The sequence below is a fragment of the Shewanella oncorhynchi genome (genome assembly GCF_030848765.1).
GTDB lineage: Bacteria > Pseudomonadota > Gammaproteobacteria > Enterobacterales > Shewanellaceae > Shewanella > Shewanella oncorhynchi.
Genome location: NZ_CP132914.1, coordinates 489,093 through 504,026 on the forward strand (window position 1 = coordinate 489,093; position 14,934 = coordinate 504,026).

Consider the following 14,934-nt stretch of genomic DNA (forward strand, 5'->3'; position numbering starts at 1 on the left):
GCTTGAGGCGCTCCTGAACAGTCGTAGGATTAAGTGCTTAGCGACCACGTAAAATGGACTGGCATTAGACCACAATATCAGGATTTGGTGAATAGCTTAGCGCCCAGTTGGGTGTAACTGGTGATATTCATTGTGCCAAAAATTGCATGCGAGCCTGCACATAAGCGTAGATAAGCTCGCTTAGGCTTTGGCCAACATCCCTAAATCCGGCTTCAATCCCAGCTTCGTGGCAACTTGGTGCAGCCTCGGCTAAATGCAAATAAGCACATGGACAGTGGCGAGCGATATAACTGACATAATGCGCCGCATCGAGCAATGGCACACCTGCAGCAGTTGAAGCGCTACTGGGCATTTTAGCGATAGCATCGACGTCAAGTTCTAATCCTACGGGTAAACCTGTGTCATTTAGTTTGGCGGCGATTTCAAGTAAAGCTTGGCTAAGGCTGATTTCACGGCGAACCCAAATTTGTTGTAAGCTATGCCAAGTGCCCCCAAATTCACTGAGTTGGCTTAGGTTTGCTTCGCTGTTTTTTAACTCGTGTAAACCCAGTACATGGTAGCAACCTAAGGCGCCGCGATCGGCTGCATAGCTAAAACCATTGCCGCTGTGACGACCTTCGAGCAGGCGAAAATCCGAATGAGGATCGAGATTCACCGCGGCGACTTGGCGTTGGTAGTGGCCGTAGGTTGCCATCAACAAGCCATAGGCATTGTTGTGGCCGCCGCCGATGAGTATGGGTTCTAAACCCGCTTTTAAAATAGCACTGACGATACGGATAACGCGCTCATCGAGTTGTTCCACTGCATCGCGTAATTCATCTAAGGTGACGTCACTGTTAGCTGTTGTATTGCTCGTAGTTTGTTGCTGCAGATCGGCGGTGTTCACTTGGCCTAACACTAGGCATTCGGCGCCAGAAAGAAAACGATTCGATTGTAAATTGAGCCATTGACGCATACTGGTTGTGAACGCATCGGTTGCACCGCCGCGGCCTAAATTGGCACGTGGGCCTATATCTTCGCCAACGCCGATAATGGCAAAGTATGCACCGTGGGCTTTTGCAGTCGCAAGTATGGTCTCTAACGTGTGTTCGTGATTGGCCAGATGGACGCATTGGCCTAGCTTAGTTTCGCCAGTTCTTGGGCTGACGAGTGAGGCGATATCGGTATGGGTAAAGGGGATAAATTCAGGCATAGATTGATATTCTTATTCGGCCAGAGTCGAGCTATTGTGGCCAGAGTAGGGCGAGGATTCAATGGGGAAGCGCTGAAAATAGTGAATAAAAAAGCCAGCTTAGCTGGCTTTCTTGACTGAACAGTGAGATTACTCAATGTCGAGTGGTTCAGGTGATAAAATTACACCTGTGTTATCAGCATAAATGTGATCGCCGGGTAAGAAAGTCACACCGCCAAAATTGACTGGAATTTCCACTTCGCCCACTGAATTGCCATCAGCACCCACTGGAATTGAGGCAAGGGCTTGAATACCAATGTCTAATTCTTCCAATGCATCCACATCGCGTACAGAACCGTAAACGATAATGCCTTCCCAGTTGTTGCTAACCGCAAGTTCTGCGATAGCGCCATCGATCAGCGCACGGCGTAATGAGCCACCGCCATCAATGAGTAAGACTTTACCTTGGCCATCCTCTTGTAGGACTTCGGTAATTAGGCCGTTGTCTTCAAAGCACTTGATGGTGCTAATAGAACCGCCAAAAGAGCTACAACCACCGTAGTTACTGAACATGGGCTCGACTACATCTACGACATCTAAGTACATGTCACATAGTTCTGAGGTGTTGTATTCCATATTTACACTCCTATTGATCCGCGTTGCGTACAGTTTAGCGAGTTTACGCCAGTATAAAAGGGATTATTGAAAAGAAAAGTGTTATCAATCACGGTATTGTTGCCACTTGGCTGTTAACACATCTGTAGTAAATTTTCGTCACACTATAGAATTTATTCGGTAAAACTTGATATTGGTCATTAAATAACGGTTTTTTATTACAACTCTGTTGCGCACTTTGGTATTATATCCCAAGTTTAAATTAACTTACTTAACTTAATTTGCTTTAGGGGCATGGACCCCCCGTTACGCTTATGGACGGTAGAGGGCCTTCGAGAGGTGCCTATGGAAGCTGTAAATACGATTGAAATTATTGGTTATTTTGCCTCTATAATGGTGGCGATCTCTCTAATGATGAAGAATATCATTTGGTTGCGATGGTTGAATTTTGTAGGATGCACCCTGTTTGTGGTTTATGGGGTGTTTATTTCTGCTTGGCCTGTGGCCGGCATGAATGCGTTTGTTGCTTGTATTAATATTTACCATTTGACAAAAATTTACCGTGCTAAGGCAAATACTCCCGCCGCAGCCTAAGTTTTATTGGATTGTGTTGCTCTTGAGATTAACGTTTAGAGCAACACAATATTCTGTCTCAGTCCTATCGCTATTCCTAAATAAATCCCTTAGCCCCAGCATAACGTCCCTAGAATCCTTCTAGATCAAAACCTCAGCCATGCTTCTTGTCATAAAACCTTCGAGCAGATGTCACTTAGCCGTCACAGGTCTTTCTTAGTCTCAAGCTATCTAATAGTGCTTTAGCTAATGTGATTTAGGTTTAACTATTAGCAAACAGTAAATTAGTCGTGAGCAGTCAATAACGAATTCAATCGTGAATAGAGCTTTGGTGAGTCGGTTGGTTGCAGACTAAGCACTCTAAGCGTCGTCGAGAGAATGCACAGATTAACATCGCAGTAAAACTCGCTGGTATGCCAGCAAGGAGCCTGTTTTATGTTGAGTTACGTTGCAGACTTAGATAAGCGAATGTTTTGCCATATCGTGAGCTTCACCCAGCACCATGGTTTATATGCCCATGCAAAGCGGGTATCAGCGAGTGGCGATGGGCATGTGTATTTATATTTGTCTGTGGGTTTGATGCTGACGCACGCTCAAGGACAGGCTCTATTTAATTTGATGTTAGCGAGTTTTTTGGTTGAGTTACCTCTGTATTTACTATTGAAAAATAGTATTCGTCGCACACGGCCATGCCATGCATTAGTGGGATTTGAGAGTGGTTTTGAACCATCGGATCGCTTCAGCTTACCGTCTGGTCATACAGCCGCGGCCTTTGTGATGGCAACGAGCGTGGCGCAAATCTATCCAGCGGCGGCTCCTGTGGCGTATTTATGGGCTTTTAGCATAGGGGGCTCACGTATTGCACTTGGCGTGCATTATCCCTTAGATATTCTGGCGGGAGCCTCATTGGGGATTGGGTCGGTATTGCTGGTTCATCCAGTGATTTAATTCAAATATGCGCCTGTTAATCATTTCATTAGTGGGAATTCTCCTTCACTCATCAGTTTAAGGATACGTAATGCGAATACTCTACGGAGTTCAAGGCACAGGGAATGGCCACTTAAGTCGTGCACGCGTCATGGCTAAAGCATTGATGAAACAAGATATTGAAGTGGACTTTCTATTTTCGGGGCGTAAGCCTGATCAGTTTTTCGATATGGAGTGCTTTGGCGATTATCGCGTTCAAGCGGGAATGACGTTTGCGACGCACTCCGGGCGCGTGAATGTGCCACAAACTGTCCGGCAAAATTTGTCCTTGTCGTTATTTAAAGATATTAAAGCATTAGATCTTAGTTGCTACGATTTAGTACTCAACGACTTTGAACCTGTGTCGGCTTGGGCTGCGCGGCGCCAAGGCGTGCCATCCATTGGGATTAGCCATCAGGCGGCGTTAACTCATCCGGTGCCAAAACTCGGTAGCACTTGGTTTAATGAGATGCTGCTCAATTATTTTGCTCCAGTGGATGTGGCGCTGGGGTGTCATTGGCATCATTTTGGCTTCCCTATTTTGCCGCCTTTTGTCGAAGTGGATGCCAGCCCATTCGAACACACGCATCAGATTTTAGTTTATTTGCCTTTTGAAGATGCGGATATGATTGCTCATTTTCTGTCTCATTTTAGTGATTATCAGTTTTTGGTATATCACAGCCAACAACCTAAAGGCCAAGTTGCTGAGCACATTAAATGGCACGGTTTTAATCGTGAGGGGTTTAAGCAACATCTTGCCAGCTGCGGTGGTGTGATAGGCAATGCGGGCTTTGAGCTTGCCAGCGAAGCATTAACCTTAGGTAAAAAACTCTTAGTCAAACCACTGATTGGCCAGTTTGAGCAGTTATCGAATGTGGCGGCGTTACAACTTTTAGCGGCTGCAGATAGCATGATGAGTCTCGATGTGAACATAGTTAAGCGCTGGCTTAAAACGGCATCACCTAATCCAATTGCATATCCAAAGGTGGGGGATACGCTGGTTAAATGGATTAACGGCGGCGACTGGCACAATAGTCAGCCGTTGTGCCAAGAGTTATGGAGCCAAGTCACGCTTCCCGATACTTGGCGTTAAACAGCATTGCTGTTCAGATGAAAAGCAACTTAGGCACTAGCTGGGTTAATGGCGTTAGCGTATAATTTCGTCAATTTTGCTGTTAGTCCCTTTCAGCACGTCTATTTTGGCCTAGCCTGGCCGTTAATTATGTTGTTATAAATGAGCCTGAAAAAGTTTACTCAGTACAAGTTACTGTTTTTAATGTTGTTATTACTTTGTATCCTACTTCCTTTTATTCCAGATCAGGCTTACCACATCCCCGGCCCTGATATCGCTAAGCAAAATTTTCATGTGATTGAGTTTAATGATAAAGGTCAGCCCCACGACGAAAGGCAATGGCAAGGTTTAGAGACGCGAATTTTACATCCAGAGCCTGCACAGATCCCTGAATTATTGATTTTTGTCCATGGCTGGCATCATAGCGCTGAGCCTAAGGATGAAAACTTTATTGCCTTTGAGCAGTTTTATCAGCAAATGGCCGCGTCCGATACCCAGCGCAACTTGTTGGGTTTGTATATTGGCTGGCGGGGCGATAAATACGATCCTTTTTGGATCGATGGCTCAGATGATGCAAAAAGTTGGATTGAACCCTTAGATTTTCCCACTATTTTACAGCGTAAACGGGTTGCTAAACGTATCGGGCAGTTAGGTCTATCACAGCTGCTGGATAAGCTTGATAGCTTAGTAACACAGCATAAACTGCTGCGGTACACTGTGATTGGCCATAGTCTTGGCGGTGCTGTTGTTTTGCATGCGAGTAAAGATCGCATCAAAGCCGCCATTGATAATCAGCAGGATAATCCTAATTTATTCTTACTGTTAAATCCCGCCGTACCTGCTAAAGAGTATCAGCCATTAGATACGTTGGTGAGCTTAGATAGACAAAAACCGAGTATGGTGGTGTTGCAATCGAAGGGGGATTTTGCAGTAAAAGAAGCCTTCAATTACATCAAGGACGGCGAGCGCGCTGTCGGGAACTCTTGGGCTATTACTCACGATATTGACAAATGCTCTGGTGGCAATTGCACCACGCCAATGAAGATGCCTTCGGCCTTGATGGCGCACGATCAAATCCCTGGCTGTATGATGACACTGCCTCAATCAGGCTGGAAAATTCGTGCTCGCCTGCAGGCTCGTCGTACCGTGCAAACCTGCCCCGATGCCAATATGCAAGCCGTATGGGTACTGGCCGTGTCTGACGAAATCGTCTCTGGGCACAATGGCATTCTCACTCCAGAGCATGGTAAAGCCTTGTCTGAGGTGATGCGTATGATTGATTTATATCGAAATCAATTACCTAAACATGCGGTGGAAAGCCCTGCGAACCAAGATCTCGGCACCTTAGCGCCAGAGTCAGAAGCTGCAACATCTACCGAAGGTGAAACGCCTGTGCCACAAGAGCCAGTGATTATTGTCGAGCCTTTACCTGAAGAGCAGAATTCACCGACACTTAAGGTTAATACATCATTGCAGGAGCCAAACGTATCACAGGAACAAGATAAGCCTGCTGCGACTGAGGCGCCACCCGCGCCAATTAAAGCGCCTGAATCAAAGCCAAACGACGGCGCAGAGCCTCAGCCTAAGATTGAAACTGAAGGCATAAAGTGATCGGTAGCTGTATGGAGTAAGCTATAGATGATATATCTAGTTTTGTATGTCATTGAAAATAGATAATAAGCTGGTGAATAAACTTTATGAGTCAATATGAGAGCTGAGTTAAGAGCAAAAATCATCACTGTTTGTCATAAAAAAATTGAGACTAAAGGCGATAATGTCGGCCTCTCATTTTACGCCTTCTTTGCGAACAAAAATGATGATCCAGAGTTGCTTATGGAAGCGGCGACTTGGTGGATTCAAACTCATCGCTTAGACCATTTTGTTAAGGCTCATAAAGTGATAGAGATGATCCAAAAGGAATCGGAAGAATAGACTCCAAAGCTGTTACTGCGGATTTTTGGTTTGCCACCTGCGCCAAGTAAAAGTGATTAGCACGGCGAGTATCAGGCTGACCATAGCCCATGTGGGGTATTTATGCTGGTGGTAAAACGCCAGCATGGGAGCTATTTCATCGCGGATTAACACTGGGCCTAATCCAAAGAGTGCCACCCAAATGCTGGTGGCGAGAGCATTGCCAATCACAAATTGTTTTAGTGGCATTTTAGCTAGACCGCAGCCGATAAACATAAATTGTTTTAATCCCTCAACAAAACGACTCAGCACTAAAGCGGCGATGCCATATTGACCAATAACGCCATGGATTTTGTCTTCCAATTGCGGTTTTATCCAGCCCTTCTTAAGCAACACATCACCAAAGCGCCAACCGATGAAATATCCCAAACTGTTACCGCATAGTGCAGCGCAAGCAGCGACGATTAACACTAGTGGCAGTGACATTTGCCCTGTAGCGGCTAATAAACTGGCGACAATTAATAAGGATTGTCCTGGCGCCGGAATGCCAAAACCCTCGACAGCAATCGCGAAAAATAGCAGAACATAACCATATTGCTGCAGCCAAGGCGTGAGTTCGGTGATGATATGTTGTAGCGCTTCTGGCATAGATGAAAGTGCTTAAATCAATGGGATGATTGGGCCATCATACTCGCCAATTTCTCTGGCTGGATAGATTTATGAGCAAAGTTTCATGCCAGTTTTAGTTAGTGGCGGTGAATAGGCGTAACGCAGGGGGGGCAGTTTTTACCTGAAATATAAAAAAGGCCGAACTCAGTTCGGCCTTAATACCTGTACTACAGTCGTGACGATAAAGCGACTAGGCGAATGCTGCTTGTAGCTGTGGTACTACTTGTTTCTTACGGCTTAATACGCCGTCTAACCACACTTTGCCATCGACGGTATCTTTACCGTAGGCACGTTGGGTCAGCTCCGCATCGTCAGACACAATCAACAACTCTGAACCTTCTTTCATGATGTCAGTCAGCAGCAATAAAACGCTGTGGCGGTTACCTTCCACTTTGAGCGCTTTGATATCGGCTTCTAGCTCGGCCTTGATATCGTCAAATACTGACAGGTCGATCACTTCTAACTGGCCGATACCGACCAAGTTACCGTTCATGTTGAAGTCTTTAAAGTCACGCATTACTAAGTCACGTGCTGGTGTGCCTTGGACGGCGGATTTCACTTTGAACATTTCCATGCCCAGTTCTTTGAAATCTTCAACGCCGGCGATCTCAGCTAACGCTTCAACGCAGCGAATGTCTGCAGTGGTGCAAGTCGGTGATTTGAAAATCACTGTATCGCTCAAAATAGCGCACATCATGATGCCAGCGATATTTCTAGGGATAGCGACTTGGTAAAAGTCGAACATCATCTTGATCACTGTGTTGCTGCAACCCACTGGGCGGATCCAGCATTCTAGCGGTGTATCTGTGGTGAGATCGCCAAGTTTGTGGTGATCGACAATCCCGACGATAGTCGCTTGGGCGATATCATCCGGTGCTTGAGTCAGTTCTGAATGGTCAACGATATACACTTGCTCGCCAGCGTAGCTGGTTTTGTATTCCGGTGCTTCGAAGCCGAAACGTTCCAAAATAAAAGCAGTTTCGGGTGACAATTCACCTAAACGTGCGGCAATGGCTTCTTCACCGATTTGGTTTTTTAAATAGGCTAACGCGATAGCACCGCAGATTGAATCTGAATCGGGGATCTTGTGACCGACAACGTAAATGGGCATTTCAGGGACTCTCCTTTAAATTTGTGACAATTTTAGCAATATTTGGCTTTAATCGGAAATAGCCAAAGCGCATATCACTGTGCTCTTCAGTTGCTATTTCTCTAAAAATCGAACGCTCAGGTTCGGCAAAGATGGCTTAAGGTTTAGATCTTCACTTTTATCACGACTTTACGCACCGCCGTGGCGATATCGCCTGTGCCGGGCATATGCATGTCACCGGGGAAAAATAACGCAAACATGCCTGCTTTGAGTTTGATATAAGAGGCATTGGCTTGGTTTGCCTCGTAATCAAACTCGGCGTAATCGTGTTTTTCAAAATAGGGTTTCGAGGGTGTTTGCTCCGCTAGTGGCAAGTAACCAAACTCTTCTTCACCGCTGAAAACATATTGCACATCGATATATTTTTGATGTACTTCAAAGGGTTCTGTCGATTTATGCTTAGTGTGGTAGTCGTTGACTATCACAAAAATATTGTCGCCATCGAGGGGATAATTGCCCACGGGCAGCTGACTAAAGTCTGTGGTGGCAAGATGTTCTAATGCTGTGGTAAGCCGAGGGCTTAGGGATTGATAAATATGGCGGTTTGCTAAGGTATCGACGATCATCGGTTACTCGACATGGCGGATGTGAATGAGTGAATTGTAAAGATTATAATCAGATAGTCGCCGTTAGGACATAAGCTTTAGACATAAAAAAACAGGCCGTAGCATGGCCTGTTTTTATATCAAGTGTCACTTTGTTCGCTAAGACGCGCTTAGTAAGTGTATTTAGCTTCTAAGAAGTAATAGCCACCATTAAAACCAAACGGGGTGTTGGTTAATGGGTAGACGAAAATGCCGTTGTTGCTGTTAATCGCGGGTGTTTTTTCGGGATACACATCAAACAGGTTTTGTACTCCAGCGGTGAAACTTAGCGCATCGGTTGCTGCGTATCTCACCGACAGATCCATCACCCATTGATCGCTGTAATTCACATCACCCGTGGCATAGCCAACAGTGTAATCACCAAAGTAGCTGAGGCGAATATTGGTCTTAAAGTCGCCTAGCTCATGGGTCAAGCCCAAGTTACCTGTGTTATGCGGCGTCGCCGAGGTCATGCGAGTTTGTTCTATGCTATCGAATAGCTTTTTGCCTAACCCATCTAAAATTTGTGGGAAATGAATATCTTGGATTTCAGTCTTATTGTAGGCATAGGCTAAGTTAGCCCGTAAATCACCCCAAGAGCCGATATCAAAATCTTGGCTCACCACAAGGTCAACACCACGGGTGCGAGTATCGACAGCGTTGATAAAGAAGCGCGCCGATTCTGCATTGGTGCCCGCTAATGCGGCCGCTACGGCGGGCGAATCATTAGGCGTCACTGAGCTCGACAGAATAATGCGATCATCGATGGAGATTTGATAGGCATCTAATGTCAGTGCTAAGCCCGTGTCATTGGTGTACACCAAGCCTAAGCTAAATGATTGGGATAGTTCGGGATCTAACTCATTAATACCCAGTGCTTTGGTCACTGGCGATAGGGTGTTGAAAGTGCCTGACTCAATAGGCACCAGCTGGCCAGTCACAGGATCGGGATTAAACAGCGTCGAGATATTGCTGAAGTACAGTTGTTGTACGCTCGGCGCTCTAAAGCCAGTGTTGATAGTACCGCGCAGGGCCAAGTTATCGGTGAAGTCGTAACGGCCCGCTAACTTCCAACTGGTGTTGCCACCAAAGTCAGAATAGTTTTCGTAACGCAGCGCCGCCGCCCAGTAAAACTCATTGGTTAACTGGTTTTCGAGTTCCATATAAACGCCAGTGTTATCACGGGTTTCATCCACTTGCGACTCAGGGGTAAAACCGGTGAAACCTTGGCTACCCGCTGCTTTGCCATTATAGCCACCATTGATATACGAATCTTCTTCTCCGGCTTCAATTTCATAGCCGTTTTGGCGCCATGAAACACCGGTCGCAAACAGAATTTCAGAATCGTTTATAAAGGCAAAATAACGGGAAATATCCAAATTGATATTGGCTTCACGGGTCGATAGCGTTCCTGCGTCGAACTCGGTAGGAGTTTCAGGGCCTAAGGAAGCATTTAAGGTATTGACGATATTATAGTTAAATGAATTCTTGCCATATCCCACTGAGGCATCAATATCCCAGTCACTCAGGTTGAATTCATAGCCTAGGGTAAGAGATGAATCGATAATTTTGGGGTTAATTTGCGGTAAAAAACCGTCAGGATACACTTCGGGTAAGTTACGGGCATCGAGAGCTAAACGGTAAAAGGCTCCTGATTTAGTCTCACGTTGACTAATACCGCCAAAGGCATACAGTTTTCCATCAGTAGAGATAGGCTGAGCCGCATTGATAAATAAACCGACATTATCATATTCGGCATCACCAACCTGGTGGCTCTTACGGTTAAATGTCGCTTCGCGCGGATCGTCAGAACCATCTGCTAGTTTAGGGTATTGCTGCCGTGGATCGAGTCCTGCACGGTTTGTGCTGTCTTTGTGATGCGCTTCGAGGGCGATATTCACAAAGCCATCATTGCTTAAACTGATACCATGGTTAACACCTACACGCCATTGCTCACCGTCACCTTGGTAGGTTTGTCCTGCTTGCGCCGAGACGCTACCTCCTTGATCGCTGTCCTTGAGTACCACGTTAATCACGCCCGCAATTGCATCCGAGCCGTATTGCGCTGAGGCTCCATCTCGGAGAATTTCAATGCGTTTTATCGCTGTCATTGGAATCGCGTTTAAATCGACGTTAGACGAGCCTTTTCCCATGGTGCCACTTAAATGTACTAGGGCAGAACCATGGCGACGCTTGCCATTTACGAGCACTAAGGTGTGGTCTGGCGACAGGCCGCGTAAGCTCGCGGGGCGCACCGCATCTGAACCGTCAGTCACCGAGGAGAATGGAAAGCTATAGCTTGGCGCCGCAAATTGCAGCGCTTTCGCGGTTTCCGTCATACCTGTTGATTCGAGTTGTTCGGCTGTGATGATATCGACAGGGGCAACACTGTCGGTTGCCGTGCGTAGTGCTATGCGTGAGCCTATGATCTCGATTTTTTCGAAGCCGGTTTGCTGCTCTTCGGCTTGGATTGCTGGAATAACCAGTGTGGATGACACTGCCAATGCGATAACGGCTAGACGCATAAAAACCTCTCAATGATGTTTGTAACCCAACACTCGAACTTAGGTGTGCAGATTCAAGATAAAATAACAATCTGATGCCGAGAAGGTTATCACTGTAACAATTGTTACATTAAGACGTAAATGTGCTAACTCAGAGCCTAGTGTTCTAAATAATATTTAAAATGCAGTTGAATATATTGATGAAAACCTCACTATCGGTCTGCGTGCTTTTGAGGCTTCATACGGCACAAGACAAGTTGCCGCATGCACAATACGACTGAGTTAAGTCGATGATATGAATTGTTTATTGACGTATACCTTCGTGGTTTACTATTTTATTTTGCTCTAATGGCATTGGTTTTAAGGTACATAGAATTGTCAGCGTTACGATTTCTTGCAGGACCAACTGCATTTAACACCTTGGCAGAACAAGGCCTTAAAGCTGAGCATTTTACCCAGTTGCTTGCCGCCTCTGGTGGACCTAAGTGGCTTGGTATCGCAGGGCTAGATAAGTATTTGTTTGCTGAATTTTTCAAAGATAGGCAAACGCCTTTATATACATTAGGCGCTTCCTCTGGGGCTTGGCGTTTAGCATGTTTGGCGCAGCAAGATCCCCTCATAGCCTATGGCCGCTTAGAGGATTTTTATATTGGTCAGCGTTACGACAATATGCCAACACCGCAGGAAGTCAGTGCGCAAGTTAAAGGCGTAGTGCAGGGCATTTTAGGGGGCAATGGTGGCAGGGAAATCGTTAATAACGCTCATATTCACAGTCATTTCGTCGTGTGCCGTGCTAAACATTTAAATCGTTTAACGGCAAAGCTTCCGCTTGCGGCGGGGCTGGCGATGACGGCGGCGACCAACTTAGTGAGCCGTCGGAGTTTAGGTTGGCATTTTGAGCGTGTGGTCTTTAGCCAACAAGCTGCAGCATCTCCCTTTTTGCAACTCAACGATTTACCCAGTCAGCAGGTCGAATTAACTGAGGCTAATGTCGATGCTGTGATGTTAGCAACGGGGTCTATTCCTTTGTTGCTTGCCCCAGTGTCCCAAATTGAAGGCGTTGCCGATGGGCAGTATTACGATGGCGGCATTACCGACTATCATTTTGATTTGCCTTTATCCCGTGCCAAGGGGCTGACGTTGTATCCGCATTTTTATCCGATCATCAGTCCAGGATGGTTCGACAAATCCTTGAAGTGGCGCCAAGGTCGCGCTAATTATCACAATGCGCTAGTGTTGGCGCCATCGGCCGAATTTGTCGCTTCATTGCCCTTTGGCAAAATCCCCGACCGTGAAGATTTTAAGCAACTGGACACGGCGCAGCGGATGCAATATTGGCGTACGTCTGTGGCTTTGAGTGAACGTCTGGCCGAGGAGTTTGCTGAGGTTGTTGCGAGGGGAAATGTGCTGGATCGGCTAGAACACTTTTAGGTTGAAGTGATTTGGTCTCGAAAACTGGGTTTGACATGACGTGGTTGAAATGCCCTGATTCAAAATAGCGGGGTCGCAAATTTCTTTGTGCGCTCAGCGGCTTCAGGAAGGAAATTCTTTCACCTGCTACACTCTACAATAATAGGAAATACGAATGCATTGAGTTCGTTTCCTTCTATTTGGGGCAGGAGGTTGCTATGCAAACACGAGAAATGGCGTTACTCATGCGCGATGCCTTGTTACTGCCACAGGGACGGGTGGAGGTTCGTGTGGTTGACCCCGGTCATCTGCGCATGGTGGCCGATGTATTCAAGGGAAAGTATGTGCTCGCCTTTGCCACCATTAGACCCAGTGGTAGTCCGCCCTGTTATCCCACTGCCACCCAATGTGACATTATCGATTTTAATCAGCTAGAAGATGATTCACTCAGCATAGTGCTCGAAGGGCGTCAACGCGTCAGCATCCTCTCAGCGGCGCAGGCCAAAGATAAGCTGTGGATGGCGCGTACTTTACCTTGCCGTAACTGGCAAGAAGAGCCGATTAAAGGTGAATTTGAGTTGATAAGCGCCGCATTAGAGCAATTTTATGAAGTGAATCCCGATCTGTTTGAGCTCTATTCTCAAGTGCATTTGGAAGACGCCGCTTGGGTGAGCCAACGCTGGCTCGAGGTTTTGCCTATGTATAACAAAGATAAATTAGTATTAGTGAATCAGCCAGATTGCCACAAAACCTTGGACTTCGTGCTGCAACTCATCAAGTCCCATGTGGACTGAAAAACCACAAAAAGGCTAGAATAGCGGCTTTCTATAGCCGCTTTTTTTGTGATATGACTGCATCTGCCCGCGCCGCCCAACCTTCTTACATAGTGCTTCCTGTGAATGTCACAGATAAACCCACAGTGTTTGCCTTTCTTGCACAACATTTTGCCCGTATAGGTGAAGATGTATGGCGTCAGCGGATCCTCGATGGAAAAGTGCATTGGCGGGATGGCTGTTTGATCGCATTGGACACTGAATATCGCCCTGCGGCGCGGGTGTATTACTACCGTGAAGTGCTGGTCGAAGCGAAAATTCCCTTTGAAGAACAGATCCTATTCCAAGATGACAATGTCATTTTGGCCTATAAGCCACACTTTTTACCTGTGACGCCAAGTGGCAACTATGTGAACGAATGTTTGGTGCATAGACTAAGATTGCGTACTGGCATTGATACTATCGCGCCCGCTCATAGGCTTGATCGTGAAACCGCTGGAGTGATCCTGATGACTGTCGCGCCTGAAACCCGCGCGCTCTATCATCAACTCTTTATTGACGATGCGATTCGTAAAGACTATCAAGCGATTGCCAAGTTGACTCCTGAGATTATTGAACAATATCAACAGGGCTGCTTAACTTTGCCATTGCACTGGACGGTAAAAAACCGCATGCAGCCGAGCGACCCGAGTTTTACCATGAAAATCGTTGAAGGCGAGGCGAATACCCATTCCGAAATCAGTTTGGTGGCCATAAAAGGCGATCTTGGTTTGTTCCACCTGAGCCCGATTACCGGCAAAACCCACCAGTTGCGGGTGCATATGCAAAGCTTAGGTATGCCATTGTTAAACGATAGATTTTATCCAAGCTTATTACCCAAAGGACCGGATAAATTTGAGGCGCCCCTAAAATTGATGGCACAGCGTTTACGTTTTATTGACCCAGTGAGCGGGATGCACCACGACATGCAATGTCAAGGTTTTGAGTTTTAGTCAGCGGAAAGCATTATTTCCAGTCTGTTTAAAGGAAATAATCGGGTGCAATTGTGTGCTTGGCCCTGTGATGGTATGAATACAATCTGCAGTATCTGAGTCTCTGCCATAGGGAGCCATATTACGATTGTTTAAAGGAAGTCCATTATGACCAAATCTGCGATCTTCTCTATCTTGCTTTGCGCTGCAGTATTAGTGGGGGCCATGTATTTTGGTGACTGGACTAAGCAGCCTTATCTGAATGACATTGCCGCCGAGATCCGTAAGGCGAGTGCGGTGATTGAACCGAAGAAACCAAGTTCGTCTGGCACATCGACAGCAGAAGCCGATGCCGAGCGGGATCAAAGCCCTAAGATCATTTGGGATCAAATGGCGCATGAAAAACCGTCGAATAAGTCGCAGCCAGAAGCACTGATTTTCAATCAGGCTCAGCCAAAACCTGCCAAAACCGATGAGGCGTTATCCAAAAATACGCCTTTGATGGATTCTGGCTCTGGTGCCACTCAGCCTGAAACGGTTAAACATAATAAACCCGTTTAATCTG

The 14,934-nt window shown here is 46.3% G+C and carries 15 protein-coding genes; 9 read left to right on the top strand and 6 right to left on the bottom strand.

Features of this window, described 5'->3' with window-relative positions; all coding sequences use genetic code 11:
* Window positions 1-127: 127 nt before the first annotated feature.
* Window positions 128-1,192: a formimidoylglutamase gene (locus RA178_RS02315; protein WP_306684339.1), complete on the bottom strand. Its 1,065-nt coding sequence runs from the start codon at window positions 1,190-1,192 to the stop codon at window positions 128-130.
* A 129-nt stretch (window positions 1,193-1,321) separates the two neighbouring features.
* On the bottom strand, window positions 1,322-1,807 hold the full coding sequence (gene rraA, locus RA178_RS02320; RefSeq protein ID WP_105251214.1) for a ribonuclease E activity regulator RraA: 486 nt from the start codon (window positions 1,805-1,807) through the stop codon (window positions 1,322-1,324).
* Between the two features lie 324 nt (window positions 1,808-2,131).
* On the opposite strand from rraA, the gene RA178_RS02325 reads away from it, so the two are divergent.
* From RA178_RS02325 to RA178_RS02345, 5 genes are all read left to right on the top strand, one after another.
* Entirely contained in the window at window positions 2,132-2,380 is a 249-nt protein-coding gene (locus tag RA178_RS02325) for a YgjV family protein (protein ID WP_113940145.1), read from the top strand.
* 414 nt (window positions 2,381-2,794) lie between these two features.
* The gene (locus RA178_RS02330; protein ID WP_105251216.1) at window positions 2,795-3,307 is read left to right on the top strand and encodes a phosphatase PAP2 family protein; all 513 of its coding nucleotides are present in this window, start codon (window positions 2,795-2,797) and stop codon (window positions 3,305-3,307) included.
* A gap of 70 nt (window positions 3,308-3,377) precedes the next feature.
* Window positions 3,378-4,418, top strand: coding sequence for an MJ1255/VC2487 family glycosyltransferase (locus tag RA178_RS02335; protein ID WP_105251217.1), 1,041 nt, complete (start codon window positions 3,378-3,380; stop codon window positions 4,416-4,418).
* Between the two features lie 141 nt (window positions 4,419-4,559).
* Window positions 4,560-6,008, top strand: coding sequence for an alpha/beta hydrolase family protein (locus RA178_RS02340; RefSeq protein WP_306684343.1), 1,449 nt, complete (start codon window positions 4,560-4,562; stop codon window positions 6,006-6,008).
* 96 nt (window positions 6,009-6,104) lie between these two features.
* Entirely contained in the window at window positions 6,105-6,329 is a 225-nt protein-coding gene (locus RA178_RS02345) for a DUF6500 family protein (RefSeq protein ID WP_168825761.1), read from the top strand.
* A 12-nt stretch (window positions 6,330-6,341) separates the two neighbouring features.
* On the opposite strand, the gene RA178_RS02350 is transcribed toward RA178_RS02345, so the two are convergent.
* From RA178_RS02350 to RA178_RS02365, 4 genes are all read right to left on the bottom strand, one after another.
* Window positions 6,342-6,956, bottom strand: coding sequence for a DedA family protein (locus RA178_RS02350; protein ID WP_306684345.1), 615 nt, complete (start codon window positions 6,954-6,956; stop codon window positions 6,342-6,344).
* A 211-nt stretch (window positions 6,957-7,167) separates the two neighbouring features.
* Window positions 7,168-8,088, bottom strand: a complete 921-nt coding sequence (locus RA178_RS02355; RefSeq protein WP_306684346.1) for a manganese-dependent inorganic pyrophosphatase — start codon at window positions 8,086-8,088, stop codon at window positions 7,168-7,170.
* Between the two features lie 143 nt (window positions 8,089-8,231).
* Window positions 8,232-8,693 carry a NanQ anomerase/TabA/YiaL family protein gene (locus tag RA178_RS02360; protein ID WP_306684347.1) on the bottom strand — a complete coding sequence of 154 codons (462 nt, stop codon included), beginning with the start codon at window positions 8,691-8,693 and terminating at the stop codon, window positions 8,232-8,234.
* A 149-nt stretch (window positions 8,694-8,842) separates the two neighbouring features.
* Window positions 8,843-11,236, bottom strand: coding sequence for a TonB-dependent receptor plug domain-containing protein (locus RA178_RS02365; RefSeq protein ID WP_306684349.1), 2,394 nt, complete (start codon window positions 11,234-11,236; stop codon window positions 8,843-8,845).
* 354 nt (window positions 11,237-11,590) lie between these two features.
* On the opposite strand from RA178_RS02365, the gene RA178_RS02370 reads away from it, so the two are divergent.
* The 4 genes from RA178_RS02370 (at window position 11,591) to RA178_RS02385 (ending at window position 14,930) form a co-directional block, all read left to right on the top strand.
* Window positions 11,591-12,646, top strand: a complete 1,056-nt coding sequence (locus RA178_RS02370; protein ID WP_306684351.1) for an alpha/beta hydrolase — start codon at window positions 11,591-11,593, stop codon at window positions 12,644-12,646.
* Between the two features lie 197 nt (window positions 12,647-12,843).
* The gene (locus RA178_RS02375) at window positions 12,844-13,419 is read left to right on the top strand and encodes an LON peptidase substrate-binding domain-containing protein (protein WP_105251225.1); all 576 of its coding nucleotides are present in this window, start codon (window positions 12,844-12,846) and stop codon (window positions 13,417-13,419) included.
* A gap of 53 nt (window positions 13,420-13,472) precedes the next feature.
* On the top strand, window positions 13,473-14,390 hold the full coding sequence (locus RA178_RS02380) for a pseudouridine synthase (protein ID WP_263172997.1): 918 nt from the start codon (window positions 13,473-13,475) through the stop codon (window positions 14,388-14,390).
* 147 nt (window positions 14,391-14,537) lie between these two features.
* Window positions 14,538-14,930: a hypothetical protein gene (locus RA178_RS02385; protein ID WP_212600493.1), complete on the top strand. Its 393-nt coding sequence runs from the start codon at window positions 14,538-14,540 to the stop codon at window positions 14,928-14,930.
* Window positions 14,931-14,934 lie beyond the last annotated feature (4 nt).

Coding starts and splice junctions, on each gene's coding strand:
- RA178_RS02375 (WP_105251225.1), top strand. CDS start 12,844: ATGCAAACACGAGAAATGGCGTTACTCATGCGCGATGCCTTGTTACTG.
- RA178_RS02380 (WP_263172997.1), top strand. CDS start 13,473: ATGACTGCATCTGCCCGCGCCGCCCAACCTTCTTACATAGTGCTTCCT.
- RA178_RS02330 (WP_105251216.1), top strand. CDS start 2,795: ATGTTGAGTTACGTTGCAGACTTAGATAAGCGAATGTTTTGCCATATC.
- RA178_RS02325 (WP_113940145.1), top strand. CDS start 2,132: ATGGAAGCTGTAAATACGATTGAAATTATTGGTTATTTTGCCTCTATA.
- RA178_RS02315 (WP_306684339.1), bottom strand. CDS start 1,192: ATGCCTGAATTTATCCCCTTTACCCATACCGATATCGCCTCACTCGTC.
- rraA (WP_105251214.1), bottom strand. CDS start 1,807: ATGGAATACAACACCTCAGAACTATGTGACATGTACTTAGATGTCGTA.
- RA178_RS02355 (WP_306684346.1), bottom strand. CDS start 8,088: ATGCCCATTTACGTTGTCGGTCACAAGATCCCCGATTCAGATTCAATC.
- RA178_RS02350 (WP_306684345.1), bottom strand. CDS start 6,956: ATGCCAGAAGCGCTACAACATATCATCACCGAACTCACGCCTTGGCTG.
- RA178_RS02365 (WP_306684349.1), bottom strand. CDS start 11,236: ATGCGTCTAGCCGTTATCGCATTGGCAGTGTCATCCACACTGGTTATT.
- RA178_RS02340 (WP_306684343.1), top strand. CDS start 4,560: ATGAGCCTGAAAAAGTTTACTCAGTACAAGTTACTGTTTTTAATGTTG.
- RA178_RS02345 (WP_168825761.1), top strand. CDS start 6,105: ATGAGAGCTGAGTTAAGAGCAAAAATCATCACTGTTTGTCATAAAAAA.
- RA178_RS02385 (WP_212600493.1), top strand. CDS start 14,538: ATGACCAAATCTGCGATCTTCTCTATCTTGCTTTGCGCTGCAGTATTA.
- RA178_RS02360 (WP_306684347.1), bottom strand. CDS start 8,693: ATGATCGTCGATACCTTAGCAAACCGCCATATTTATCAATCCCTAAGC.
- RA178_RS02335 (WP_105251217.1), top strand. CDS start 3,378: ATGCGAATACTCTACGGAGTTCAAGGCACAGGGAATGGCCACTTAAGT.